Source organism: Anabaena sphaerica FACHB-251, from assembly GCF_014696825.1.
GTDB lineage: Bacteria > Cyanobacteriota > Cyanobacteriia > Cyanobacteriales > Nostocaceae > RDYJ01.
The window spans coordinates 122,990-147,932 of sequence record NZ_JACJQU010000011.1 but is presented as its reverse complement, the minus strand read 5'-3'; the positions used below and the strand labels follow the sequence as shown (position 1 = coordinate 147,932).

Annotated in this window: 20 protein-coding genes, 1 tRNA gene and 1 pseudogene; 7 read left to right on the top strand and 15 right to left on the bottom strand. The window is 37.9% G+C overall.

The window, feature by feature from the left end; translation table 11 throughout:
* Positions 1-14: 14 nt before the first annotated feature.
* Positions 15-140 (bottom strand): hypothetical protein, encoded by a 126-nt coding sequence (locus tag H6G06_RS27855; protein ID WP_277875207.1) that lies wholly within the window; start codon positions 138-140, stop codon positions 15-17.
* Between the two features lie 59 nt (positions 141-199).
* Here H6G06_RS27855 and H6G06_RS17990 point away from each other — a divergent pair.
* A pseudogene (locus H6G06_RS17990) lies at positions 200-814 on the top strand (transposase); the annotation flags it as partial.
* Between the two features lie 220 nt (positions 815-1,034).
* Here H6G06_RS17990 and H6G06_RS17985 read toward each other — a convergent pair.
* A tRNA-Phe gene (locus tag H6G06_RS17985) sits at positions 1,035-1,107 on the bottom strand.
* 81 nt (positions 1,108-1,188) lie between these two features.
* On the bottom strand, positions 1,189-2,058 hold the full coding sequence (locus tag H6G06_RS17980) for a metal ABC transporter permease (RefSeq protein ID WP_190562560.1): 870 nt from the start codon (positions 2,056-2,058) through the stop codon (positions 1,189-1,191).
* Between the two features lie 238 nt (positions 2,059-2,296).
* On the opposite strand from H6G06_RS17980, the gene H6G06_RS17975 reads away from it, so the two are divergent.
* Positions 2,297-2,560 carry an ArsR/SmtB family transcription factor gene (locus tag H6G06_RS17975; protein WP_422387054.1) on the top strand — a complete coding sequence of 88 codons (264 nt, stop codon included), beginning with the start codon at positions 2,297-2,299 and terminating at the stop codon, positions 2,558-2,560.
* Positions 2,561-2,652: 92 nt separating this feature from the next.
* On the opposite strand, the gene H6G06_RS17970 is transcribed toward H6G06_RS17975, so the two are convergent.
* A complete protein-coding gene (locus tag H6G06_RS17970) occupies positions 2,653-3,435 on the bottom strand; it encodes a metal ABC transporter ATP-binding protein (RefSeq protein ID WP_190562608.1) in 783 nt (260 codons plus the stop codon).
* 111 nt (positions 3,436-3,546) lie between these two features.
* Positions 3,547-4,539, bottom strand: coding sequence for a metal ABC transporter solute-binding protein, Zn/Mn family (locus tag H6G06_RS17965; RefSeq protein WP_338422952.1), 993 nt, complete (start codon positions 4,537-4,539; stop codon positions 3,547-3,549).
* 351 nt (positions 4,540-4,890) lie between these two features.
* Here H6G06_RS17965 and H6G06_RS17960 point away from each other — a divergent pair, with 351 nt between their 5' ends.
* Positions 4,891-6,441, top strand: a complete 1,551-nt coding sequence (locus H6G06_RS17960) for an iron uptake porin (protein ID WP_190562556.1) — start codon at positions 4,891-4,893, stop codon at positions 6,439-6,441.
* A 291-nt stretch (positions 6,442-6,732) separates the two neighbouring features.
* On the opposite strand, the gene H6G06_RS17955 is transcribed toward H6G06_RS17960, so the two are convergent.
* Together H6G06_RS17955 and H6G06_RS17950 are read right to left on the bottom strand one after the other, a co-directional pair.
* Positions 6,733-8,460, bottom strand: a complete 1,728-nt coding sequence (locus H6G06_RS17955; protein WP_190562554.1) for an Rqc2 family fibronectin-binding protein — start codon at positions 8,458-8,460, stop codon at positions 6,733-6,735.
* Positions 8,461-8,595: 135 nt separating this feature from the next.
* Positions 8,596-8,868, bottom strand: a complete 273-nt coding sequence (locus tag H6G06_RS17950; RefSeq protein WP_190562552.1) for a hypothetical protein — start codon at positions 8,866-8,868, stop codon at positions 8,596-8,598.
* A 638-nt stretch (positions 8,869-9,506) separates the two neighbouring features.
* Between H6G06_RS17950 and H6G06_RS17945 the strand changes: the two genes are divergently transcribed.
* Genes H6G06_RS17945 through H6G06_RS17935 form a run of 3 tightly spaced genes read left to right on the top strand, consistent with a single transcriptional unit; the run spans position 9,507 to position 12,726 of the window.
* A complete protein-coding gene (locus tag H6G06_RS17945; RefSeq protein WP_190562550.1) occupies positions 9,507-10,610 on the top strand; it encodes a restriction endonuclease in 1,104 nt (367 codons plus the stop codon).
* 20 nt (positions 10,611-10,630) lie between these two features.
* On the top strand, positions 10,631-12,175 hold the full coding sequence (locus H6G06_RS17940; RefSeq protein ID WP_190562548.1) for an LlaJI family restriction endonuclease: 1,545 nt from the start codon (positions 10,631-10,633) through the stop codon (positions 12,173-12,175).
* Positions 12,172-12,726 carry a hypothetical protein gene (locus H6G06_RS17935; protein ID WP_190562546.1) on the top strand — a complete coding sequence of 185 codons (555 nt, stop codon included), beginning with the start codon at positions 12,172-12,174 and terminating at the stop codon, positions 12,724-12,726. The genes H6G06_RS17940 and H6G06_RS17935 overlap by 4 nt, the downstream gene beginning before the upstream one ends.
* A gap of 170 nt (positions 12,727-12,896) precedes the next feature.
* Here H6G06_RS17935 and H6G06_RS17930 read toward each other — a convergent pair whose 3' ends face one another.
* The 7 genes from H6G06_RS17930 to H6G06_RS17900 form a co-directional block, all read right to left on the bottom strand.
* Positions 12,897-14,162, bottom strand: coding sequence for a glycosyltransferase family 4 protein (locus H6G06_RS17930; RefSeq protein WP_190562544.1), 1,266 nt, complete (start codon positions 14,160-14,162; stop codon positions 12,897-12,899).
* 1,002 nt (positions 14,163-15,164) lie between these two features.
* Positions 15,165-15,653, bottom strand: coding sequence for an RNA recognition motif domain-containing protein (locus H6G06_RS17925; protein WP_190562542.1), 489 nt, complete (start codon positions 15,651-15,653; stop codon positions 15,165-15,167).
* Positions 15,654-15,830: 177 nt separating this feature from the next.
* Positions 15,831-17,189: a transposase gene (locus tag H6G06_RS17920; protein WP_242039754.1), complete on the bottom strand. Its 1,359-nt coding sequence runs from the start codon at positions 17,187-17,189 to the stop codon at positions 15,831-15,833.
* A 372-nt stretch (positions 17,190-17,561) separates the two neighbouring features.
* Positions 17,562-17,732, bottom strand: coding sequence for a hypothetical protein (locus tag H6G06_RS17915; RefSeq protein WP_190562540.1), 171 nt, complete (start codon positions 17,730-17,732; stop codon positions 17,562-17,564).
* A gap of 83 nt (positions 17,733-17,815) precedes the next feature.
* Complete coding sequence (locus tag H6G06_RS17910; RefSeq protein WP_190562538.1) at positions 17,816-19,972, bottom strand: M48 family metalloprotease; 2,157 nt, start codon at positions 19,970-19,972, stop codon at positions 17,816-17,818.
* A 159-nt stretch (positions 19,973-20,131) separates the two neighbouring features.
* Positions 20,132-21,757, bottom strand: a complete 1,626-nt coding sequence (gene prfC, locus H6G06_RS17905) for a peptide chain release factor 3 (protein WP_190562536.1) — start codon at positions 21,755-21,757, stop codon at positions 20,132-20,134.
* A 429-nt stretch (positions 21,758-22,186) separates the two neighbouring features.
* Positions 22,187-23,032: a serine/threonine-protein kinase gene (locus H6G06_RS17900; RefSeq protein WP_338422954.1), complete on the bottom strand. Its 846-nt coding sequence runs from the start codon at positions 23,030-23,032 to the stop codon at positions 22,187-22,189.
* Between the two features lie 386 nt (positions 23,033-23,418).
* On the opposite strand from H6G06_RS17900, the gene H6G06_RS17895 reads away from it, so the two are divergent.
* A complete protein-coding gene (locus H6G06_RS17895) occupies positions 23,419-23,889 on the top strand; it encodes a transposase (RefSeq protein WP_242039753.1) in 471 nt (156 codons plus the stop codon).
* On the opposite strand, the gene H6G06_RS17890 is transcribed toward H6G06_RS17895, so the two are convergent.
* Positions 23,792-24,751: a serine/threonine protein kinase gene (locus H6G06_RS17890; RefSeq protein ID WP_190562534.1), complete on the bottom strand. Its 960-nt coding sequence runs from the start codon at positions 24,749-24,751 to the stop codon at positions 23,792-23,794. The genes H6G06_RS17895 and H6G06_RS17890 overlap by 98 nt on opposite strands.
* Positions 24,752-24,943: the final 192 nt, after the last annotated feature.

The window sequence follows — 24,943 nt, the reverse complement described above, 5'->3', positions numbered from 1 at the left end:
AGAATCTTTCTGAATTAGTTGTCGAGTTCCATTAAATAATAAAGTTGCCGTAAGTCCATGACAAAATAAGAGTTTTGGGCTTTGCGATAAGCGAAGCTTAAGCCTTCGGCTATCGCGCCATAACTACAAAGAAAATCCATTACTTTGCGTTCTTTCCTGCTGCCGTTCCTCCCTTATTTGTTGTTGCAACACCCGCTTTAAAGGAGCAGCAATTAAAATAGAAGAGGTATTTACAGATAGCTATGGATTGCGAGACCGGAAGATAAGTCTAGGTTCTGGTACTAAAAAGACTCCATTTATAACTTTACGTCTGATTGAAGTCAGGTCAGGAAAAACATGGCATTCTTATTTAACCAGTGTTCTAGACCCAAATGTTTTACCGCCCTATGTTGTTGCAGATTTATATCGGCAGCGTTGGCGGATTGAAGATGCTTTTAATACAGTAAAAAGACTTTTAGGTTTAAGTTATTTATGGACAGGTTCAATCAATGGAATTCAATTACAGATTGGGGCATCTTGGTTATTTTATGCTGTTTTAGTTGATTTAGGTGATGCCGTAGCCGATGAACTTTCTCTCCCTTTTGATGATATTTCATTAGAAATGATTTATCGTGGTCTTTATCATTTTACTATGGCTCATCAAAAAGGTAAGGCAACTGACCCTGTTCAGTATTTTACTAACCCTCACAATCGAGATTTAGGTATTATCAAACAGAAGCGAAAACCAAATATTAAGTTAATTGTCTCTCCTTTTCCTAACCTTCAACGTGGGTCTGACCAATTCTTTTTCCATCATCCCCCAAAAGCCTCTTGACAAAATACTTTCAGCCTTAACTTGTCACCAATAGACATCTCCGGTAATTAAATGTGCGTGGTTTGAAACCCTTGTAGAGACGTTCCGGCGGAACGTCTCTACCATATTTCCGGAGAGGTCTAATGAGTGCGATCGCACAGCAAGCACAAAAAACAGCCTAGATTTTTTAACCAAATAGTCAAAATCTAGGCAAAGTTGATTTTAAATTTTCCAGAACGTATGCCAGGAACCAGATTTGAACTGGTGACACGAGGATTTTCAGTCCTCTGCTCTACCAACTGAGCTATCCCGGCGTGGGCTTTTTTTATGTGCGCCACGATTACTAAATGTAGCAAAAGAAAAAGGATTCGTCAAGGGGGTTATAGAAAAAACTTTTATGCTGCTTTGAACCCTAACTTCACCCAGGTGAAAACGACCACGAACACCAGGAACTGCACCAGAACAATACTAGGTCCAGAAGCCAGGTTAAACACCCCAGAAACCATCATCCCAGCGATGCTGCTGCTAGAACCAACTATCACCGACAGAATGAGAAAGCGGCTAAAATGGTGACTCATCAGTTTAGCGGTGGAAGCGGGAATGACTAAAAAGGCATTTACCAATAAAACCCCAACGGCTTTAATCGCCACAGCGACGGCTAAAGATAGTAAAATTACAAACCCATAGCGATATAATTGAACAGGAACGCCTTGGACTTGGGCAACATCGGGGTTAAGGGTTAACAAAATTTGCTGTTGCAGAGTTGATAATAAAAAAATGCTGCTACCCACCAGTACCAGCAGCGTCAACATTAAATCTGTGGAATCAATGGCCAGAATATCGCCAAATAGTACAGCCATCAAATTACCACGATATCCCTTAATCATGCTGCTGAGGATGACACCGATCGCTAATGCCCCAGATAGGACTATACTCAGAACGCTATCACTAGCTAAATCAGTTTTGTCAATTAAATAGAGGACTATTACACCAAAAATTAAAGTAAACGGCAACAACATCCAATTAGGATTTGTATTTAGTAACACTCCTAATGCTACCCCTACCAACGCGGCATGACCAACAGCGTGACTAAAAAATGACAACTGGCGCAAAGTAACAAAACTGCCCAATAAACCGCCCAGTATTCCCATGAATACAGCACCAATAATGGCACGCTGCATAAACGGGAATTGTAACAAGTTTACCAACTCATGAATATTAGTAATACCTAACAAGGCGCTTTGAACATCAATCAATAAATCCATATCTCTGGTTTGACGGCTATTTTTATCTATCCTGTAAATAGATTATCTTTCATTTGATCATTAAATTTAAATTTAAAATTTTAGTCCATATATTTACAGTTAAAAATTTTCGCTTTTTTCCATAAATAAATTGACTTAACAACAACCCATGATTCAGTCTAATCCACCCATTACTTTAGATATAAATATTTTTGAACCCATCCCTAATGAACTGATCAGCATTGAAAAAGCCCAACGCATGGCAGAATTTTTCAGTTTTTTAGGAGATCCTAACCGCCTCAGAGTCCTTTCTTTGTTAGCTAAAAAAGAATTTTGTGTGAGTGATTTAGCTGCTTTACTCGATATGAGTGAATCTGCTGTTTCTCATCAACTGCGAAACTTACGCGCTATGCGTTTAGTCAGTTATCGTAAACAAGGGCGTAATGTTTTCTATCGTCTCCACGATAGTCATATTTTCCATCTTTATCAAGCTGTCGCTGAACATATAGATGAAAAAGATTGACAGGCAAGGGGCAAGAGGCATAAGGCAAAGGGCAAGGGGATTTAGGAGTAAAAAATAATTCTTTCTCCTGACTCCTGACTCCTTTAACTCCTTTAATGATGGTGTTGATAACGATTAAAACCAGGACCATAAGTTGCTAAGATATTTTGCGGTGAAAGGGCTGTTTCTGGATGGCCAGTACAGACAACAGTTTGATTCAGACAAATGACGCGATCACAATGACGGTTGACCATATCAATATCATGGGAAACCTGCAAAACAGTCCAATTTTCCTCCTGTTTTAACTCATTTAGCAAAGCATAAAAATCAGCCGCACCTTGCATATCTACCCCAGCAAAAGCTTCATCCAGTACCAACAATTTTCTTGGTGTTACCAAACAATAGGCCAATAAAACCCTTTTCAGTTGGCCACCGCTAAGAGTACCAATAACTTGATTTCGCAGGTGATAAGCATCTGTCCGTTGTAAAGCTGCTGTGACTGCGGCTGATTTTTCTTGTTTACTTTGCCAAAACTTGGAGAAAAATAAATGTTTATTCCTACCTGTCACTTGTCCCCTATCACCTATTCCCAGTCCTACTAACTCGCTAACAGAAATGGGAAAACTGCGGTCAAAAATAAAGTTTTGTGGCATATAGCCCAATAAATGACGTAAATTTCCTAATCTGGAAATGGGACGACCAAAAATTTCAATTGTCCCAGCACTGCGGGGAACCAAATCTAAAATAGCTTTAACTAAGGTACTTTTACCTGCGCCATTGGGTCCAACTATAGCTGTGTCTGTTCCGGGAATCAATTCAAAGGAAACATCTCTTACAGCTAGATAGCTCCCTTGGTAGATAGTTAAACCCTCGACTTTTAATATCGGCAATGTCATTGATTGTTGAGCGTCAGTCATCTCATTTTAACTTATTACAAATTGCTCACACGGATTTTGAAGACTAATACAGGGATGATTAATTATTGATTACGAATTACTAATTACTAATTATTTACATCCGGCTGCCAAATTTTGCAAATTAGCTTTCATTGCTTGAAAATAATACTGCGGATTTGTTTCACCATTTTCTAAAGAATCTAAAGGATATAAAGTTAATTTTAAATCTTGAGAAAGGCTGGTTAGTAATTTGTTATCTACCCCTGGTTCACTAAATAAGGTTTTAACTTTGTACTTTTTCACCGCATTGATGGCTTTTTGTACATCTGCTGGTGAAAGCTGGTCTTCAGGAATTTTCACAACTGCAACTTGCTTGAGGTTATAGCGTTTGGCTATGTAGGGAAAGGCATCATGAAAAGTGATGAAGGTACAGTTAGAAGTTGTATTTAAAGACTGCTGAAATTCATTATTTAAATTTTCTAATTCCTGAATATAAGCCGCTGCATTATTCTGATAAGCCTCTTTATTTCCAGGATCAGCAGCAATTAAACCATCTCGAATATTGATAACTTGCTGTTTAGCAAAAACTGGATCTAGCCAAACATGAGGATTACCATCTGTGTGTTCATGTTTGTGGTCTTGGTCTTTATGTTTTGTTTCCTCCACTGAAGCAATATCATTTATAACTTTAATACCTTTACTGGCATCAATTTCTACTAATTTAGGATTTTGAGCATTTTTCACAGTATCTTCCAGAAACTCCTCCAGACCTAAGCCATTTTTTACCAGAATATTGGCGGTTGCGATCGCTTTTACATTATCCGGTGTGGCCTGATATTCATGCACATCAGTACCTGGGTTCACTAAAATCTCTACATCTGCTACATCCCCAGCTACAGCTTTAGTAAACAAATGCACAGGCAAAAATGTTGTTACTACCTTAGTTTTACTTGATTTAGCATCTGGTAAATTTCCAGCATTTGTCCGAGAATCATTGTTTGATTCATTACATCCATAAGCAGGTAAAAATATTAGCAGCGCCATTACAGCCAGGATCTTACTTCTTTGTCTGTTTACGGTGAGTCTTAAATAATTGCCAATCACCTAGTTTTCCCTCCTCAATCATACTGGCTTTACCTGTATCAAGATTCTTGTTGACAAGAAGCCCGATTAGACAAATAATATAATAATTCTCATTATCATGCAATATCAACAACAATACCATGCAATCTTGACAAACTTTTGCTGTGTCAGTAATGACAACAAAATTTTTTCAGTGCATACTACCTTTATTGGCTGGCCAATTCATCAGGGTTTATTGACTATGAGGATTTGCTGACCTATTAGTAAAAAAAACTTTTTATGATTGTTCTGGTATTGATCAGATTTTTTTAGTATTTATACCTTTTTCTATTTGTGTTAAAGGTGCTGATTGTAAATAGGTGTGAGGAAACTATGCAAAAATTCTGGGCATATCTACTGACAAGTCCGGTAGTTTGCGGCTCAATGCTTTATATGACCACTGCTGCATCAGCAGAGGAAGTATCAAAGACAATGAAAACTGAACAGCTTTCTCAACAAGAGTTGATATCACAAGTTACATCAGTATCTCAGTTATCAGACGTTCAACCTACAGATTGGGCATTCCAAGCCTTACAATCTTTGGTAGAACGCTACGGTTGTATTGCAGGTTATCCTAACGGTACTTATCGTGGCAATCGTGCCATGACCAGGTATGAATTCGCCGCAGGTTTGAATGCTTGTTTAAATCGCGTCAATGAATTAATTGCCACTGCTACTGCTGATGCGGTAACAAAACAAGATTTAGCCACTATCCAAAAACTGCAAGAAGATTTTGCTGCTGAACTAGCAACCTTACGGGGGCGTGTGGATGCTTTGGAAGCGAGGGCTGCTGAGTTAGAAGCAAATCAATTTTCCACTACCAGTAAATTGCAAGGCCAAGTTGTCGCCGTCTTCAGCGATGTTTTGGCAGGTGACAATAATACCAACAAAAATACAACCCTGGGCGCAAGAGCAAGGATTGAATTTGTCAGCAGCTTTACTGGTCAAGATACGCTTTTTACCAGAATTGAAAGTAATAATATCAACAGCCCTATAGGCAGTCCCCAAGAAGGTAATTTGTTTTTTGCTGGTCCAGATGGTACTAACAATGCTTTCTTAGGTACACTTTGGTACAAATTCCCCATAGGTGAAAAGACACAGGTAATTGCTATTGCTTCTGGTGGTGCAGCCGACGACGTTACCAGTACAGTTAATATCTTTGATGGTGATGGGGCGTTTGGTGCTTTGTCCACTTTTGGTACACGCAACCCCATCTATACCCAAATGAGTGGTGCAGGTTTGGGAGTAAATCACCAGTTCAGTAAGAATTTAACGTTAAGTTTAGGGTATTTAGCAGGTTCAGCTAATGACCCTACTGCTGGAAATGGTTTGTTTGATGGTCCTTATGGTGCTTTGGCACAGTTAACAGTTAAACCAAGCGATCGCATTTCCTTGGGTTTAACCTATATCAATTCCTACAACCAGCCACTACTCACAGGTAGCAACGCTGCAACGTCTGATATTACCAGTGAAGCATTTTCCAGTAATTCTTACGGTGTCCAAGCATCTATTGGCATTAGTGAGAAATTTGTCTTAGGTGGTTGGGCTGGATATACCAAGAGTCAGGTCTTGACAGGTACAAAAGGAGATATTGACATTTGGAACTATGCAGTTACCCTTGGTTTCCCTGACTTGGGCAAAAAAGGTAACTTAGCTGGTATTATCCTGGGCATGGAACCGAAAGTTACAAGTGCGAGTAGTTCTCTGACAGGAATTATTGATAAGGACAAAGACACCTCATATCACGTTGAGGCATTTTATCAATATAGAGTTAGCGACAATATCACCATTACCCCAGGAGTGATTTGGCTAACAGCACCAGATCATGACAGCAATAATAGTGATGTGGTAATTGGGGCGCTGAGAACTACCTTCAGTTTCTAAGATTGAAAGTCACCATCACAACAACAAAAAGACCAGCCTCCCACAGCTGGTCTAAAAAAAATGTTGTTCGTGTTGTCTTCTCAATAGAGTCAAAACCAAAGTGCGCGTTCCCAAAATGCAACGGGCAACTTTTCTTAACAAGATTGTAACAGTCAGTACAGATTTTTCATGTAAAATTCTCAAAAAATATCTGCCTTTGGGTAAGTCAGTCTTTATATTCTAGGGAAGAGTGTCAGTTGTCAGTTATCAGTTATCACTGTTTACTGACTTTTGCCTATTCCCTCTTGACTGTCACCTGTCACCTATTACTTGTGGTTTTCCCCAAATAATAGTTTCTTGCTTGTAAACGACAAGTCCCGGTTTAGTGCCTTTGGGTTTGTAGACGTGCTTGGGTTGGGTGTAAACTACTGGTACTTGCTCGCTTTGACGGGCGCGACTGAAGTAAGCAGCAAGGTTAGCAGTAAATTGTAAATCCGCTTCTTCGGCAACTGTACCCGGTTCAAGACGCAGTAAAACATGACTACCGGGGATTTCTTGGGCGTGAAACCACAAATCATAATCGCCAGCGACACGAAATGTTAGATAATCATTTTGGTTATTGTTACGACCAATTAAGACTTCAAAACCGCTAGGAGTGCGGTAACGATGAAAATTGGTACTTGCTGTTTCCGTTGTACTGCGGCTGCGGTATTCTAGGGCTTCTAGATATTTTTGCCCAATGAGTTCATCACGAATTTCTTCTAAAGCTTGTAAATCTGCGACTGTTTGATATTTGTCAATTTGGGAAATTGCCGCTTCTACTTGTTCCAAATAGTCAATTTCTGCTTGCACGTCTAATAATAACGGTTCGACAGCAGCACGAGCGCGTTTGAGTTTCTGGTGCTGTTTATAAAGCTTTTGGGCATTTTGAACAGCGTTTTTATCTGGGAGGAGTGCGATCGCAACTGGTTTATTTGTTTCAAAATCTGCCAGGATCATCTCTTTCATCCCCGGTTCCCAGTTGTGCAGATGCGCCATTAACAAATCAGCTTTTTGTCGATATTCATCCGCTTGATCAGATTGCTGTAATTTGTCTTTAAACGTTTGTGCTTTAATACCCAACTTACCCAAAATATTACTCAATTTCTGATTTAATTGATGGCGCAGTTGGGAAAATAATTGTTGATTTAACTGGTCGGTGTAATATTGGTTGAGTAATTCTTGGATGTTTTTAGCTGGTGCGACTCCACCCCAACCCATCACAGTATAGCCATTTGCAGTCCTAGCCGGTTGAAATTGATCAACTTCTAAAGCTTGTAGCCATTCTTGCCAACGTGCAAATAGTCTATCCCAATCATCAGCCGTTAAAGTATCAGTAGTTGTTTCTGGTGATATATTCGCAGCCAGCAACATCGTATCTAATAAAGCCGCACTTAACCCGCTGTAACTTTTCAGTAATTGCTTTTTAATTGCCCCTGGGACTAGGCTTACCCGTTCTTGCCAGCGGTTTTGAGATTCGCTTAAATTGGGAATAGTTCCCGTCAGTTTGGGTGGTGTTTCGTAAGGTTGTCCGGTTTGGATAGGACGGACGCTAGATTGCTGTTGACTAACTTGATGGGCGGCAGTAATAATTTCATTTCTGGCATCGGTGAGAATAGCATTACTGTATTTACCCATGACTTCGACGTACAGGTGATAAACTGCGTCTTCTCCTGGACGACGGGCAAATTTTAAATCTACAACTCGTTCCCAAGGGGCAATAAAATCAATTGCGACTAAAGCCAAACCACCTAACTGATGTATTAATTGTTGGCTGAAGGTGAAAGTATCTGGTATGCGTGGTGGTGGTTCACCAATACAAATGCGGGTAGCTTGGGGATGCCAAGAAATATCTAGCCAATCCCGCTTTTTCATAGTCCGTAAGGCTATGGTAATAGTATAGCGATCGCGCTGGAATACCTGTTCTGTCCGCGCAGGTAGCCAGTTAGCTCGTAGTTCGCTACAAGCAGCTTTGAGAGTCGTAAAATCAACTGGTTGCAAAACAATTAGTCACTATAATATAGTTTTTTCATCTAGGCTATGAGCCAGCAAGAAAACCGTCAGATATTCCAATTTCCTTCAGAATCATTCTAACGGTCTAGCAATACTTCTTCTTCCTTAACTTCTGAAATCCTGTTACTGCCAAGGGGAAGGAATAGCGGTGGTTGAAAGCACTTTGTCTGCCATTAACCTTAAAGCTGTTTTACCACAATTGGGGCAGGTAATTTCTAGATATTGTGAAGCGGTAACATCTACCTCACTCAAAAGACCTTGTTTACAATGCCAGCATTCAAAAATCACTCTACTAACAGGTTCGTTACAATCTAATATCTTGATGTGTTGAGAGGGGGTTGGTTCACTGTCTAGTTTTCTGGGTTTGGGGAATTTTTTGATTTCTTGAACTTCCATCGTCTTACCTGCTTAACTCTCTATATCACTTTACCCTTTGCAGCGGGAGTGAACCAGGGGAAACGCATCAGTTTTTGCACTTGATCGGGAAAAAGGCTGACAATACGGGAATATAGATAATTTACTAAGCATTTAGTTACCAGCAGTCAGCTAAAACCGTTTGTTAGGCTAAGTTTCAAGGATTTTGGGTTAGAGAGAACGCCATGACAGAGACAATTAAATTCCATATGATATTTTACTTGGTAAAGTATTTTTTAGGAAAAATAAGTATAATTACGGTTAACCTTGATATTGGAAATGATGTTATATCTATAAAATTAGACTAAATAAATGTTAGTAAAAGATTTTTTAGATGAAGATATATATAGAAGGCTGTTTGTTTACTTACATATTATACTATTCTTAATTTCGCCTACGGAATAACTCAAGTAGACCAAAATGTTTGGGTAGCCATCTTTAGACTAATTTTGTTATTAGCCTGAGAATAAATTCTCATGTGTTGGTTTGGAGTAGTGCAAAATGTAACTTTGCAAAGTTAACTCTATATTTTAGATACATTTTCTTTTTGTATGAATAACAGAATAATAATCAAAAAAAGAATTTCAAGTAACATTCAAGATAGTAACTCTAACCTAAAAATGCAAATACCAATTCAAAAAATCATCTTTGGAAGTCCTGGAACGGGAAAAAGCCATAAAATTAAGCATGAAATTCTTCCAAGTCTAGGTATAGAAACTTTAGAAAATTTTGAAAGTACAGTTTTTCACCCAGAATATACTTATGGTGATTTTGTTGGTAAATTAATTCCAGTAACTAGAGGAGAGAAAGTTCGATACTCATTCTATGCCGGTCATTTTTTGGTAGCTTTATCTAAAGCATATAAAAAAATTTTAAATGTATATGAAAATCCTACCAAAGACAAAAATTTTAAGACTTTTCCAGAGGAAGAGAAACAAGCATTAATAATGCAAGCACGTCAAGAAGCTTGTGCAAAGGCTCAAAATATAGCTTTGGTAATAGATGAAATAAATCGAGGTAATTCATCTGCTATTTTTGGAACGATATTTCAGCTTCTAGATAGAGAGGATAATGGTTGGTCATCATACCAAATAAATATATCAGAGATTGAATTACTAAAAATTCTAGAATTAATAGGTGTAAAAGAGCAAACTTTAGCTAACAACCAATCTCAATATAAGTTTCCGGGTGAAGGAGATTGGGTTAATGAATATACAACCTTTCAGAGTAGATTGGATTGTTTAGATATCTCTCTTCAAGATAGATCAATAAAAATTCCGCCTAATCTGTCAATTGTTGGAACAATGAATACTTCTGACAATTCTATTTACTTCATGGATAGTGCATTTAAACGTCGTTGGGAATGGGAATTTATAGATTGGGATGAAAGCACACCTGAACCAGCAAACTATCCTGCTTTTGATGTTGATGATTGGCGAAAGCTAGTCAAGCAGATTAATATTTTTATCAAGAGTCATTATGATTCAGTTCGAGGAATTGAAGATAAACAAATTGGCTATTTTTTTATAAAGCCACCAGTTACCTCTAAAGATATCCAAAATAAATTAATGTTCTTTTTATGGGATAGCGTTTTTAATCGGGATAAAAAACCATTAATAGAATTGTTAAAAATCCCAAGATCAGAATTAGTTACATTTGGAGATTTTACTAAACTGCATAACAAATTTATTGAAAAAATAATGGCTTTTCCTTCTGAAGTATAGAAATATCACAAGCATAAATTATGATTAACTTTTCAAAACTTACGCTAGTTACATCAGAAGAAAGAGATATAGGGGATAATTTTGTTGGTATTCGTAAATCATTATCCACAAAAGGCTTTGAATTTTGTCTTCCTAATGGTTTTGATAAAGATAATTTTGATGGTAATTTCAACCAAATAAGAGATTTGTTTTTCAAGCTATACCGCACCTTTAATAAATTTGAAAAGGATAATAAAGATAGTGATAGATTTAAAATAAATCAACCTGAATATCAAAAAGAACAAGATCAAACGACTCTTTCTTCCGGTGGAGTCACCTTTGCTACACAGGATGGAGAACCTTGTGTTCTTTATAGTAAGATTAAAATGATCGAGCGAGTGTTATCTGCTTATAATGATTTAGCAATTCATTCTATTCAAAAAAAGATTAGTCATACTGACAAAATTGATTATTCTCAAATCTATAAATATTTAGATAGAGCTATTTATTTAGATGATGATATAATCCATGTCGAAAAAATGAATTTACCCCGCGCAGTAGTTCGTTACGAAAGCACGGATTTAATTGATTTATACTGCTTTATTCTGGATGAAATTGTCCAGCAGTTAGAGGAAGATGTACCTGATAATGTTAAATCTCGTACTCAAGATATTAAATTCTTTGCAGAACGATTTAAGGATAACTATTTAAGTAATAATCAGTCTATTTTTGATAGTGATACTTATGCTGAAACGATTAATATTTTGAAGGACTCACTTGATCAAATAGATCATAATACTTTTTATAAAGATGCTGATTATTGGGAACTTTATGAAGCCATAGAAATTTTTTTATATGGAGAAATAGATTCAAGTAAAAATGATGGAGAATATTGGGGAGTTAAAGGATTTTCTCTAGTTTGGGAAGATATTTGTCATACATACTTTTTTAACAAGTACAAAGATGATATTTGCTATGCTGATACGGATATAGTGCTAAGAAATCATCACAATTATCAAAGAACAAATGAACAAGAAAATCGAGTAGGTAATTATTCTACTCATGATGGAACTAAAGATTGGGGAGGATGGATTTTTGTAACAACTTCTAACATTGAATATCCTGATAAAAAAGGATATTTTGGATGGAATGAACTATTATGTATTGAATTTGATCACCAACACGCAAGTTTTGTTTATGACTATCCTCAAAGTTTTGATTCTAAAGAAAGAAATAGAAAAAATGCTTTACGTAGATTTCCACGTCCTGATATTGTACTCAATTTTTCTTCAGAAGAAATATGGATTATAGATTTTAAAAATGTACCTTATGAGTTTTTTGAGAAAAATGCAAAATTACCTTTTGATAAAACACAAACAAAATATAGAATTGATGTAATTAAGGAATTAACTTATGAATTAGCTATTCAACAAACACATAAAGTTGCACAAAACTGGTTTTTGATTCCATGTCATACTGAATCAGATGATTTTTTTGTTAATTCTGAATTAGACATCAAAGGAATAAAAGTAATAAAAGCTAATTTTGATAAATTTCAATCCATATATTTAAGTGAAAATCCATGAATTTAGAGCATACAGATAATTTTACACTAATCTCTGATTCATTTGAAATTAAAAGTCATTTGATTCCTCTCATTGCATTTAAAAGTCAGGAGCAAAAAGAAATTGCAGAAAATTATCTAATTGAAGAAGCAAAAGATTTTTTTACAAATATTCTCAAAGTTAACTATGATTGTATTCAAATTTCTTATCAACAGTTAATTACTAAACAGGATTTTAAAGCTACAGATATTGAATATTTTTATGAAAATTTATTTTATGATTTAGGTGAAAGAGACTCCAATGGAAAATTAAAGGCTAAAATTAAGTGGGGAATCACATTTGATGAAGAAAATACTCCTATTGAAGTAGGACGTTTTAATAAGCAAGATAAATTTGTCAATATTGATAATCGTCGTCATCGTCCAGAACTTTCTTATCGTCCTAAATATAGAAATTTAATGCTTTTTCGCAAATATGGAACTATAGATATTAATGGTATACCTATTTTTTACTATCTTCACTTTACAATTCAAGAAATTTTAGATGCTATCAAACGTGAGTTATCAATTTAGCTAATGTTTAATTTATAGGAAAATAAACCCAAATATTAGCAAATTTTCTTGTTTTTCTCCTTCCTTTCCCTCCTCTGCGTACTCTGCGTCTCTGCGTGAGAAACAAAAAAATATCCCCTACAAAAACGAGGGGATATTACAAACTTGTTCTTTACCCGTCGAAAAAATTATCAACCACCTACCAAAGCAGGTTCTTTCACAGGTTGCAGCATTTCACTATATAGCGCATCCAACTGACTAGCAACACCATCCCAGCTAAACTTACTCATTACCCGTCTATTAGCAGATTTACCCAATTCTGCACGCCATTCTGGATTATCAAGAATACGGTCAATAGCATTACTAAAAGCAGCTACATCTTGGGGTGGCACTAATAAACCAGTGTTTTCATTCACGACTGTAAATTGAAGTCCTCCCACATCACTAGCTATAACTGGTGTTCCGCTGGCCATCGCCTCTACTGCTACCAGTCCAAAGGGTTCATAATGACTAGGAACAACGCAAATATCAGCCGCAGCGTAATAAGTTGGGAGGATATCCTGTTTGAGAAGACCAGGAAACTCAGTACATTCACTCATTCCTAATTCTTTCACAATTCCCTCAATGCGATCGCGTTCTCTACCATCACTGTTACCTGGGGTACTTCCACCACCAATCATCAATTTCAAGTCTTTGTCACCATAAAACTGCGACTCACGCACCGCACGTACCAAGGTTTCTATCCCTTTGCGGGGGTCAAAACGCCCTACATATAGCACAACCTTGGCTTCTGGTTTAATTCCTAATTTTGCTCTTGCGGTTTCTCTATCTACTGAACCAAAACGACGAATATCCGTACCACAAGGAATAATATCAATGTTTCCTTGATGGGAAACTAAAGTTCTCATGTGTTGTTTTTCCTGTGGACTTGTAGCCACAATTCTTTCCGCTGTTTCTAATACTTCTTTTTCTACTGCTAGGCGTTGACTCGCAACCAGAGGAATATTTTCTATTGAGTTATATTTGACTATTCCTAAAGAATGATATGTGTGAACCTGTTTACTTCCTTGGATTTGTTTCAACTGCAACCCTACCCAGCTAGATAGCCAGTAGTTAGTGTGAATAACTTCATATTTAAAGCCGTTTTCTGTTTGAAATTTCAATAACTGTTCCACAAATTCTGGCAAGTATTGAAAGCCGTTATCCCTTGGTACAAATTCAACGGGTCCGGCTGTTAAACGAATGGTTCGACAGCGGGAGTTATGTTCAACAATATTTTCTTGGTCAGCACTCACTTTACGGCTAAACATATCAACTTGCCATCCTAGATGGGATAGTGCTTCACCCACTTGGCGGACATAAACGTTTTGTCCTCCAGCCTCCTCTTTCCCAATTTCAATCGCCGGATCACCGTGGACTGAAATCAAGGCAATGCGTTTGTTAGTGGTAGAGTTCATAAGTTTGTTGCTGATTGTCACAAGGTAGTATGCAGTTCCAAGTTTGCGTTGTTCACGCTTACCTGAATTCTTTAGAAACTTTTAGTGATCTTTATTTTAATTTAAAAAATACTTTTCAGTATTTATATTCGTGTTAAATATGCCTAAATTTGTATACTTATATTCAATACTTTTGATAGAAAAATTATAATTTTTATTGTACAGACAAACAAATTTTATCCATGATATATGGGACATTAATTACTTCATGATTAAAGGTTGCCGTGGCTATAACCCAGCATCACAGAAGTAGATATTAAAGTTTTTAATTCGCTAATTTAAACTATCTCTTCGATTAAAATAGTCATCCTAATTCCCTGTGAATTTAGGGCAATGAATGTCAACAACTCTGCTATAAGCACAAGATTTTTTGAATAAATTACTCCTTTTATAGTTGTATTGACTTATACTATTATTCTGAATTGTTTTTTTTTGTTAAATAAGATACTTTTTTGTAAAAATCTTAAATATAGCCATGGACAGGGTGGCTAGGACATCAGTTGATCATTAGGACTTACGCAAGATACGACTGAAAGCCTTATTCTTGCGTAGGGGTAATTCATAAATTATCCCTACTTTTGTGCTGTTTTGCGTAAGTCCTGATAATGAAACTCCCACTACAAAAGGGTTTTACTCCTGACTCCTGACTCCTGACTCCTGCTATATATCTCTACTGTGAGTACCCTGAAGAGGCAGGGGAGCTTTCTAGCAGGGAGCAAGGGAGAAGATTTTTCCCAATGACCAATGACCAATGACCAATAAAATAGAGCAGTGTGAATAGCCCAGTTCGGCTTTCAGCACTGCTCAATACCTCTGTTATTGTTGGTTGCTTGCACAAAAAACAGTCCACGAGGGCTGGTGATTTCAGATCAATTTAGTAGCCTTAGCCATCAGAGAACAATAAAAAATTAAAAAACAGCATAATTTGCGAGTGTTAATTTTTAGCTCTCTTTCGCTGGAAGATCAGCTGGTTTGTGCTGCTAACATCTGCTTGAGTTTTTCTAAATCAGCAGCCCAACGGGGATCTGGACGAATTGCGTCTGAATCAACTGTGGTAGTTGTTTCACGAGATCCACCACCACCACGGCGAGATTTCTTAGCGCCTTTTTCACGACGATTTTCTTTGTTGATGCTAGGTGCAGGGGTACTAGAAGCTTGACTAGCAGCTTTGGGAGCTTGATCTTCACCTTCGTCACCTTTGGTACGAGGTAATGCCTTTTCTAGCTTGATGGCGGTGTCTTTGAACATTTGACCATTATACTTTTCAATAATTTGGTCTGCTTGTTCGTCGTTGTTCACCGTCAGAAAACCGAAACCACGACATTTGCCTGTTTTACGGTCTTTAATCAGTTTGGTGGTGACAGCATCGCCTTCAGCGGCAAATACTGCTTGCAACTCTTGACGATCTATTTCTTCTTTGGGCAAATTACCTATGTATAAGCGAACAGACATGAACTATACCTCCAGAGTTGAAATGAACATGAGAAAACAAAAGCAATCACTTGGCTTTGGCTTTTAAATAGATGCTATTAACAAAAATCGCCATAAACCAATTTTTTTAATCCAAACTATCAACCTATAGTTTCAAACTGCATAGACATTGATCTTATGCTGTTTGTTCGCAGGGAATCACCCCGACAGGGCGTTAGCGTTCGCGAAGCGTACCGTAGGTATAGCTCCTCCGTTCGGCGAGTGCCGTGCCGATAGCTTGCGTGGCGACGCAGGAGCCATAGGCATAGGAGGCACCACAACGCCACGCCACTTGCTACAAGTCGGGAAACCCGCCCAACGCAGTGGCTCCCCTATCCCTAGACTAAAAGCTTTCGGGAATACTTGAATTAAATGATTCAAACTACCATTCAGATTAGCGTGAATCACTAAACCATTACCTGCTCTATATAGCTTAGTCCTAATTCTTTGACCACTAAATTTGATCTGGTGAGCATCAGTTTCTGCATCAGTAGGAATCGGATCTTGAGCCAAAATGGAAGCTATACTAGTGTAAGACTTCTTAGCACTCAATACCTTTATTCCGACTAATTTAGCTTTATTACTCAGCTGTTGCACAAACCGATCAGGGGGAATAAACACTAAGTTTTGATGATTTTTTCCACCTAAGTTAGCATTCGGCTGCCATAGGGGATTTTGACCAATAACTAAATTTCCAATCCCATTCTTCACCATCTGGTCAATAATCAAGCAACTGGCTTTAGGCAGATAATCATCTACTCGCACATTACGTTCTTTAGTTAAACGTTGCTGTCGTTTAGATGTTTTTTGATGAGTTGGTAGTAAACATTGAAATTTAGTTTTTTCTGGATTGTAATAACGATTAATTGACTTGATAATCCGCCCTTTGACAAGAACTGGTACAAATCTAGGCTTGTTAGCAGTTAAGGTAGCGAGGTTATCTATGCCTAAATCAATCGCTGCAATCGGATCTCGCTCTAAGCCATAATCTAACTCCTCTTTTTCATAAACAACTTCTACCACATAATGGTCAATCTTGGGTACAATCCTCACTTGATACAGACGCGAATAATCTAAAGCAGTAGGAATGTAAATATGTATTTGTGATAGATGAATCAATCCTGCTTTCATGATAGTTTTACCCACTGCTTGAGCCGTATAAACTAATAAATATTTGCCTTTTTCTTTGTGTTTATACTTGGGTAATTTGGGTCTACCTAAAAATTTATATTTATCTTCTTTGTATGCCTTAATTGCTGCAAGAAATCTTAACCAATAGTCATGTAAACCTAATAATACTTGTTTGGCTACTTTATCAGGTAAATATTGATAAGTTTCAGAAGACTTTAGCTGTTTAGCTAGTAAATTGTCATCGAGATATTTATTCTTAAAAATAAAACTTTGGCGAATATGGAAGTTAGCATAATTGTAAAGGTTTTTGGCGGACAAACACAAAGAGTCAATCTCGTGATAGTGGGGATGATTTCTTTGAATAATATGCCGCTCAACTAATTGCATGATAATGTTTGAAAATACGCTTATATATATTAACTTATGGCTACAGCCCAGTCAAGACTTTCAATGGTAACTTCTGTAGCCATAATTGCTGTGCTACGAAATTTATGACTATTAATGATCATGTTTGTCTATGGATTGGGCGAAATTTGGCAACACACTTTTTTGTTGGGATGATACTTGTTCAATACTAAACCGCTATTATGCCTAGCTAAGAGCATCTTAATTCTCAGAATTATAAATTTAATAGCCCACCGTCCACTACAGTAAATGAATTCTTCCTAGCTTTGCTCCGCAGAATAAAATACCATCTCTTAACATTATCACGGTACTTTCTACCTAGCTAGTTCAGCACCTACATTTTTGCCGATAGTATTATTGCATCGTAGCATACAATACATCTTTTGCACAAGGAGATTTTTGGAAACAAAAACCAGCCATCGGCTGGTCGATTTGCTGCTGTGTTGGGAGGATTAAAGGGGATGGATTAGTAGGGGTAGCCAGACTACTAAATAAGTTGGGGGACTGAGTTAGGCTAGTGGACATTGATTTCATGAATAAATGTAACATTATTGGATAGAGTGTGCAACTTTTGTTTACATTTCCGGCGTTCAGTCTCATTGAAAGTCTTAGCCTGCTACAGATTGGGCTGTTAGCATAATATATGCGCCCCAGGCTTGGGCGACGACTGCCAAAACAGTAGACCAAATGGGATGAGGACTATTAATGACTGTGCCGCTTTGAGTTTCCAAGGTTTGGATGTCTATCCAAGGTGTTGCTCCTCGTCGTAACCAACCGGTGACAATAATTTGCCGACCAATCCATTCTTGGGGAGTGGCTGAGAGTTCTAACCAAGGAATATGGTGCAGTTTTACCAAACCTGTGCTGGACTCTAGGAGCAGGTCTTGAGCTAGACAGTTGCTAGTGCCTCGACGACCTAATAGTTTACCAGCAATACGGACGCTGACGCTATCAAGTGGTAAAACAGAGGGGTCTGTTAATAGCTTCAACATTTGGTCATCACCTTGTAGGCTCAAAGGTCTGATTTCAGGAAAAAAGGCATTAAGCCGCATGACTGTACCAATGCTAAAACCAATCATCAAGAAACCTGTAACAAAAGACCAATCATCATAAATCCATTTCAGGTTTAAAAAATTCATGGTGTATGCGGTTTGCCAACTTAACCAAAACATACCTGCTAACAATAAACCTAAAGGAATACCCAACCAAGGGGCAATTTGTAATAAGAAGGATTGAGGTTTAACTTGCAATAGCTCTGGAGTGGTGAAATGTAGTTCGGTTTCTAGATGCCAATGACGGGCGATTTGACAGAGGCGTTGGAGGCGATCGCCCAATAAGGGGTGACTGTTATTAATGGTAAACCATTGCCGATAAGGATTGCTATTTTCCCATATTAGTAATGATTCCCAAGGTAGATGACCTGCAATGCTGCCCAAGCAAAGGCTTTGTTGGTAGCTGACTGGGGCTAGGAGATTCAGGCTTTCTAATTGCCAGCTGGTCTGTTCTTGTTTTTTGATATCATTAGCCACACCCATAGTAATTTTAAGCAAAGCACGAATGAGTCCGTTAGGATTACCTGTAATTTCGGCCGCACGGCGATCGCTAGAGTAAAGCCGAAACCGAGAATTAAGCAAAGTCGTACCCGTCAGTAAACACCAAATTCCATAACTCAAACCAGCTAATCCTGTAGCAGTCCAGCCCCAGAGTGGTTTTTCGCTTTTGTTTGCCCAAGTCGATGCTTGCTGATATAGCCGATAAAATGGTAAAGTCACCAGCAGCGCCAAGGACATGACCAGAAAATCCCAGCGGCCAATCTGCCCTAAAGCCAAAGCATAAATAGTAGCTATTTCATCATCAGTTAGTGCTTCTAACAGTCCTTGACTCACAACAATTCTGGCTGTGCGGGGTAGATTACCATAGGTGAGCATCATTGGCGCTGTGATTGGTAAAATCTGGAGTTTGGGAACAGGCCACTGTTTTTGCTGACAGGTACGTTGTGTTATTCTTAGTGCCTCACGACTATGGGTATGCAGGACTTCTTTTGATAATGGCTGCTGACCATAAAATTTTGCTAATAACCAATCTAATAACCAGGGAGACAGTACCAACAGAACCAACAATAGGACTAATATTAATGAACTAGGATTGCTATATAAAAAGGGCAATGGATTTACATAAGGCAGTTTGTCTAAAATCTGGTTAATTAAAGCCATTAGGAACTGAAGCATGGCTCGTAATACCCAAAACAAAGCCATGAAGGTTGCCAAGGCTAGTAGCCGGGAAGCTATTAAGTTATATTTACGGAGGGGTTGCCATACTTTTGCACGTCTAGCTTGTCGCCAATAAATGTTGACTGGTTCTGTGATGCTCTTCCCAGAGATGTTGGAGCTTGTATTTGGCAGAGCGATGTTACGGGTATGATTTTTTGATATGTCTTCTTGTTGTTTTGTTGGTTTAGTAGAATTTACAATATTTGCTGATTTGATCCGTTTTTGACGTTTCATCAATTGTTCTAGAGCGCGTTTTGCCCACTCTTGAACTTGGGAATTATCAGTGTCGAGCAAATTTTTGCACAAGGCGATCGCTTTTGAGATTTCGCCTGTATGTGCATAAGCCATCACCAAACCAACCTGAGCTTGCAAGCTAATGTTACTATCTTCTGGGCTGTTGGCAATAGGCAAAAGTTGAGTAATTGCAGCGTAGTAATTTCCCTCTTTGAGGGCAGCTAAACCAGCCTCCAAAGAGGATTGTGGAGATGAAGGCATAGAATTTTTTGTACTCCAATTTCTTCTAGGTAAGACACGCGATCTAATCAAAAATTCAAAAAATAGATGCGAGTTCCTGAATCAATTCAGAAGTCAGGAGGCAGGAGGCAGGGGGCAGGAGGCAGGGGAGAAGATAAATGCTCTATTACGAATTACGAATTATTCCACTGGTTGTTGACTAGAGAATACTGGAGCGATCGCACTTAATTTCAACTCTGGATGATCTCCCTCTAATTGTTGGCAATTCCATTCATTACGGAATAATAATACTGGTCTTCCCATGCTATCTTTGACTGTAGTAGTGTTAAATAAACGCCCTACTTTTTCCAAAGCTTCCCAACCACCATCAACCCACCGAGCCACACTGTAGGGTAATAAATCGAGAATGGTTTCTACACCATACTCATTTTGTAGGCGGAACTGCACAACTTCAAATTGCAACTGACCAACCGCTGCCAAAATTGGATCACGTTTGGCTTCATCTGTTGAGTACATAATTTGTACAGCACCTTCTTCTCTTAATTCGGAAACGCCTTTTTGAAATTGCTTGAATTTTGAGGGGTTGGGGTTTCTGAGAGTGGCAAACAGTTCTGGTGAAAAATAAGGAATTCCCTCATATTCCAGTTTTTGTCCTGTGTAAATGGTGTCGCCAATTGCAAAAACGCCGGGATTATTTAAACCGATCACGTCTCCAGGATAAGCGACATCAATTGACTCTCTCTCTTGTGCAAACAGTTTTTGCGGACGAGATAGACGGACAACTTTACCTGTGCGAGCGTGGTTAACTGTCATATCCTTTTCAAACTTACCTGTGCAGACCCGGACAAAAGCCACTCTATCTCTATGTTTCGGGTCCATGTTGGCTTGGAGTTTGAAGACAAAGCCTGAAAATTCTGGATAGGTAGGGGGAATTTCGCCAACGCTGCTGCTATGTGTACCAGGTTTGAGGGCATAGTCCAGGAAGTATTTGAGGAATAACTCGACCCCAAAGTTAGTCATGGCGCTTCCAAAAAACACCGGAGTCATTTTTCCTTGATGCACTAAGTCTAAATCTAGTTCCTCACCTGCTCCTTCTAATAGTTCTAACTCCTCTTTAAGTTGGTGATAAAGGTCTTGTTCTAGTAGTTGCTCAATTCTACTATCACCTAAATCTACGATGGTATCACGGGCTTCTTTACTACCGTGGGCGCTGCGTTCAAATAAATGTATTTGCTGCTGGTGGCGGTCAAATACTCCTTTAAAGCGATCGCCCATCCCTATCGGCCAATTTACCGCATAAGTCTGTAATCCCAATTCTTGTTCAATCTCATCTAACAGTTCTAAAGGTTCTCGTCCCGGACGGTCGAGTTTATTGACAAATGTGAAAATAGGTATACCCCTAAGTTTACAAACTTCAAACAGCTTCCGGGTTTGGGGTTCTAACCCTTTAGCGGCATCAATCAGCATCACCGCATTATCTGCTGCTGCTAAAGTTCTATAGGTGTCTTCACTAAAATCTTGGTGTCCAGGGGTGTCAAGTAAGTTAATTTGACAGTTACGATAGACAAATTGCAACACTGTGGAGGTAATAGAAATACCCCGTTGTTGTTCCATTGCCATCCAGTCAGAAGTTACTTTGCGCTGGTCTCTTCGCGCTTTTACTGCCCCCGCTTCGTGTATAGCACCTCCGTATAATAATAGTTTTTCAGTTAACGTAGTTTTACCAGCATCAGGGTGAGAAATAATCGCAAAGTTGCGACGCAGTTCCACCGCTTCACCTAGTTCTTCAATAAGTTCAGTAGCCATAATTTTTAATTCGTTTTTTACCTTACTTAATTAAATGTAGTCTTTTTCAGGACTAAGAAAACACATTTGTCTATTCTATAGCAGGGAACAGGGAACGGGGAACAGGGAACAGAGTTAAAAGTCTTTTAGTGTATGGATTTTTGACGTTAATTGTGTATCTCATTCAAGTGCATACCGCTATATTAATTTTCACCTCTGAATTCATCAATATTGAGAATTTTATGGGTGAGGTAGTTGACAAATTCCAGATTTTCTATTATCATTTTATTATAATGGGAATCTGTGCGCGCATATAGGGTCTTGTTTTAGATTTCTCAGATTGTCTGAATCAGGATATCGACTAAGATCCCCGACTTCTAAGATGATTGATGTAATCAATGAGAAGATAAATGAAAGAAATCGGGGATCTAAATCTGTCCAATTTAGGATTTACAGGATTACATTAATGAGTGCTTCTTTAAACTTTGCAGCACTTGGAAAATAGATTTGCGGCTTTTCGGTTAAAGCTAAATCTATCACTTCAGCTAATTTTATAGGGATATTTCCACTACGTTGTAAAATCGGCACAGGATCATTTTCCAGAACATCCATAAAATGATCATCTGTGAAATTGCGGGGAAAATATGCTGTTAACATATTATATAGACAAGCTGCACTTGCCCATACATCAACATCAGGTTTTGCATCTTTAAATTTTAGCACCTGTTGACGAGGAATAAAACCAGGTGTACCCCCCATTCTTTTGGTGAAAGTTTGTCCAATTAAACCTGCTAAATCAAAAGATTTCGCTAAACCATAATCACCGATTTTTGCGGTTAGTTTACCGTTAATATTACAGAGGAAAATATTATTTGGTTTTAAATCTCGGTGAACTAAACCTTTACCTTTTGCAAATTTACCATCAGCTAATTTAACATAGGGAATTTCTGCTTGATGGGTATATGTTAAACCATCTAAAACTTGCAGGATAATTCCTAAAGACATATCTAGGGGTAATTTTCCTCCTAATTGCTGCATTAAATCATAAACATTACCACCTTCGTAATATTCCATAACTAGGAAAAATATATTTTCTGCGTAACCATAATCAAATAATTCTACAACATGAGGATGTTTTAAAGCTTTCATGTTTTCAATTTCCCGGAGGAACATTTGGACATGATCTTCATCCTGTGCAACTTCTGGTAACATGACTTTTAAAGCGACAAGTTTACCCGTTTGGGAATGTTGTGCTAAATAAACTTCTCCAAAACCACCTTTACCGATAGATTTGATAATTTGATAATTGCGTAATGCTTGGTAGATTGCATATTTAATATTTTTTGTCTGAATCAGGATTTACAGGATTTAAGGATTTTCAGGATGTTGTTGGATGATTTTTAGTGGGGAGTTGGTGATTTTATTTGTCTGAATCAGGATTTACAGGATTTAAGGATTTTCAGGATGTTGTTGAATGATTTTTGGTGGGAAGTTGGGGATTTTTCAGGATGTTTTTGAATGATTGTTTTTGAATAATTTAAACCATCTATAAATTACCATCCTATACATCCTTTAATCCTGGTTATCCTGATTCTGACAAATACAATTTTCAGATCCCCGACTTCTTTAACAATCTTCTCATTAATCACATTAATTATCTCAGAAGTCGGGGATCTTTTGTCATGTCTCGAAAACCAAGAACTTTACAATCAGGATATTCTTACCATGTCACTATTAGATGTAATAACCGTGAGTTTCGTTTGACCAAATTAGAATGTCGTCAAGTTTTAGTTTACGCCATTAAAAAGGCTATTGAAAAATACAACTTTAAATTATACGGTTTGTGCATTATGAGTAATCACATTCATTATCTCATAGAACCGCAACAACCGGAAGACTTACCAAAAATTATGCACTGGTTAAACTGGTACACTGCAATGTGTTTTAACCAAATGTTGAACCGTAGCGGACATTTCTGGGAAAAGCGTTATCACAGTACCGGGTTTGCAAATACAGACAAGAAACGAGCTTTAAATACTTTGCGTTATATTCATGCTAACCCGAAAGCGGCTGGTGTGCAGCAAGGACTTTTTTATAGTCCATTCCACAGGATGATTTTAGTCCCCCCTCTTCGCTTGCGGGGAGGGGGTTAGGGGGTGGGGTTCTTCTCGGTTGAACCACCAAACCCAAACTTTCCCGAAACTTCAAAACCGTCGCAGTACGTTTTTCCGGTTCTATTTCCATTCCCTGCAAAATAGCATCATTCACCCTCTGACTAATGCGAGAATTATAATGTTTTGGTTCGGGTAAAGGTTCATCATCATATTTCCGGTTAGTTGCGGGTACTGGACTAATTTCTCCCTCTTGTTTCAATCCATCAGCAGTTAAGAGATAATATAAAGTTGCAGCTAAAGCATAGACATCAGTGTGAGAACCAAAATTACCCTTACGACGATATTGTTCAATAGGTGCATAACCTTCTGTGAGGGAGTTTGTCATGCTTTTAGTAGCGAGACTGCGAGTTAAACCAAAGTCTATTAATACCGCTTCTTGTTTATTTTGTCGTAATAGAATATTTCCCGGTTTAATATCTCGGTGTAACTGTCCTTTATTGTGGATATATTCTAACGCTTGACCAATTTGATCTATATATAAAAGTGCTTCACTTTCTGATAATTGTCCTTGATTTTGGACATACTTAAATAAAGTCACCCCATCAATATATTCCATCACCACGCCAAAAAGTTGACCTTCTTGGATGACTTCATGAACTTTGAGAATGTGTTTATGATCAAACCCTTTAATTGTCAAGGCTTCGTTAATAAACTTAACCTGTTCTTCTGCAAAGTCTTCACTCAGTTGCATGGTTGAGTTTAGAGTTTTGATAGCGTATAATTTGCCTGTGTTGGGTTCTAAAGCTTTGTAGGTAATTCCAAAACCACCGCTACCCAATGGTTTACCCTGAATGATAAATCTACCCTTGTTGATCTCTTCCCCTGGTTGCCAAATGATCATACCTTTGATAGTAGATATTGCTGAGATTAATTTTATTATCTTGTTATAATTGTATCATTAGTGATGAGGATTTTGATAACACGAATCCTGTAAATCCTGATTCGATAAATTTAGATCCCCGACTTCTTTAATTAATCTTTTCATTTCTCAGATAAATTATCTCAGAAGTCGGGGATCTTTGACCACAAAATA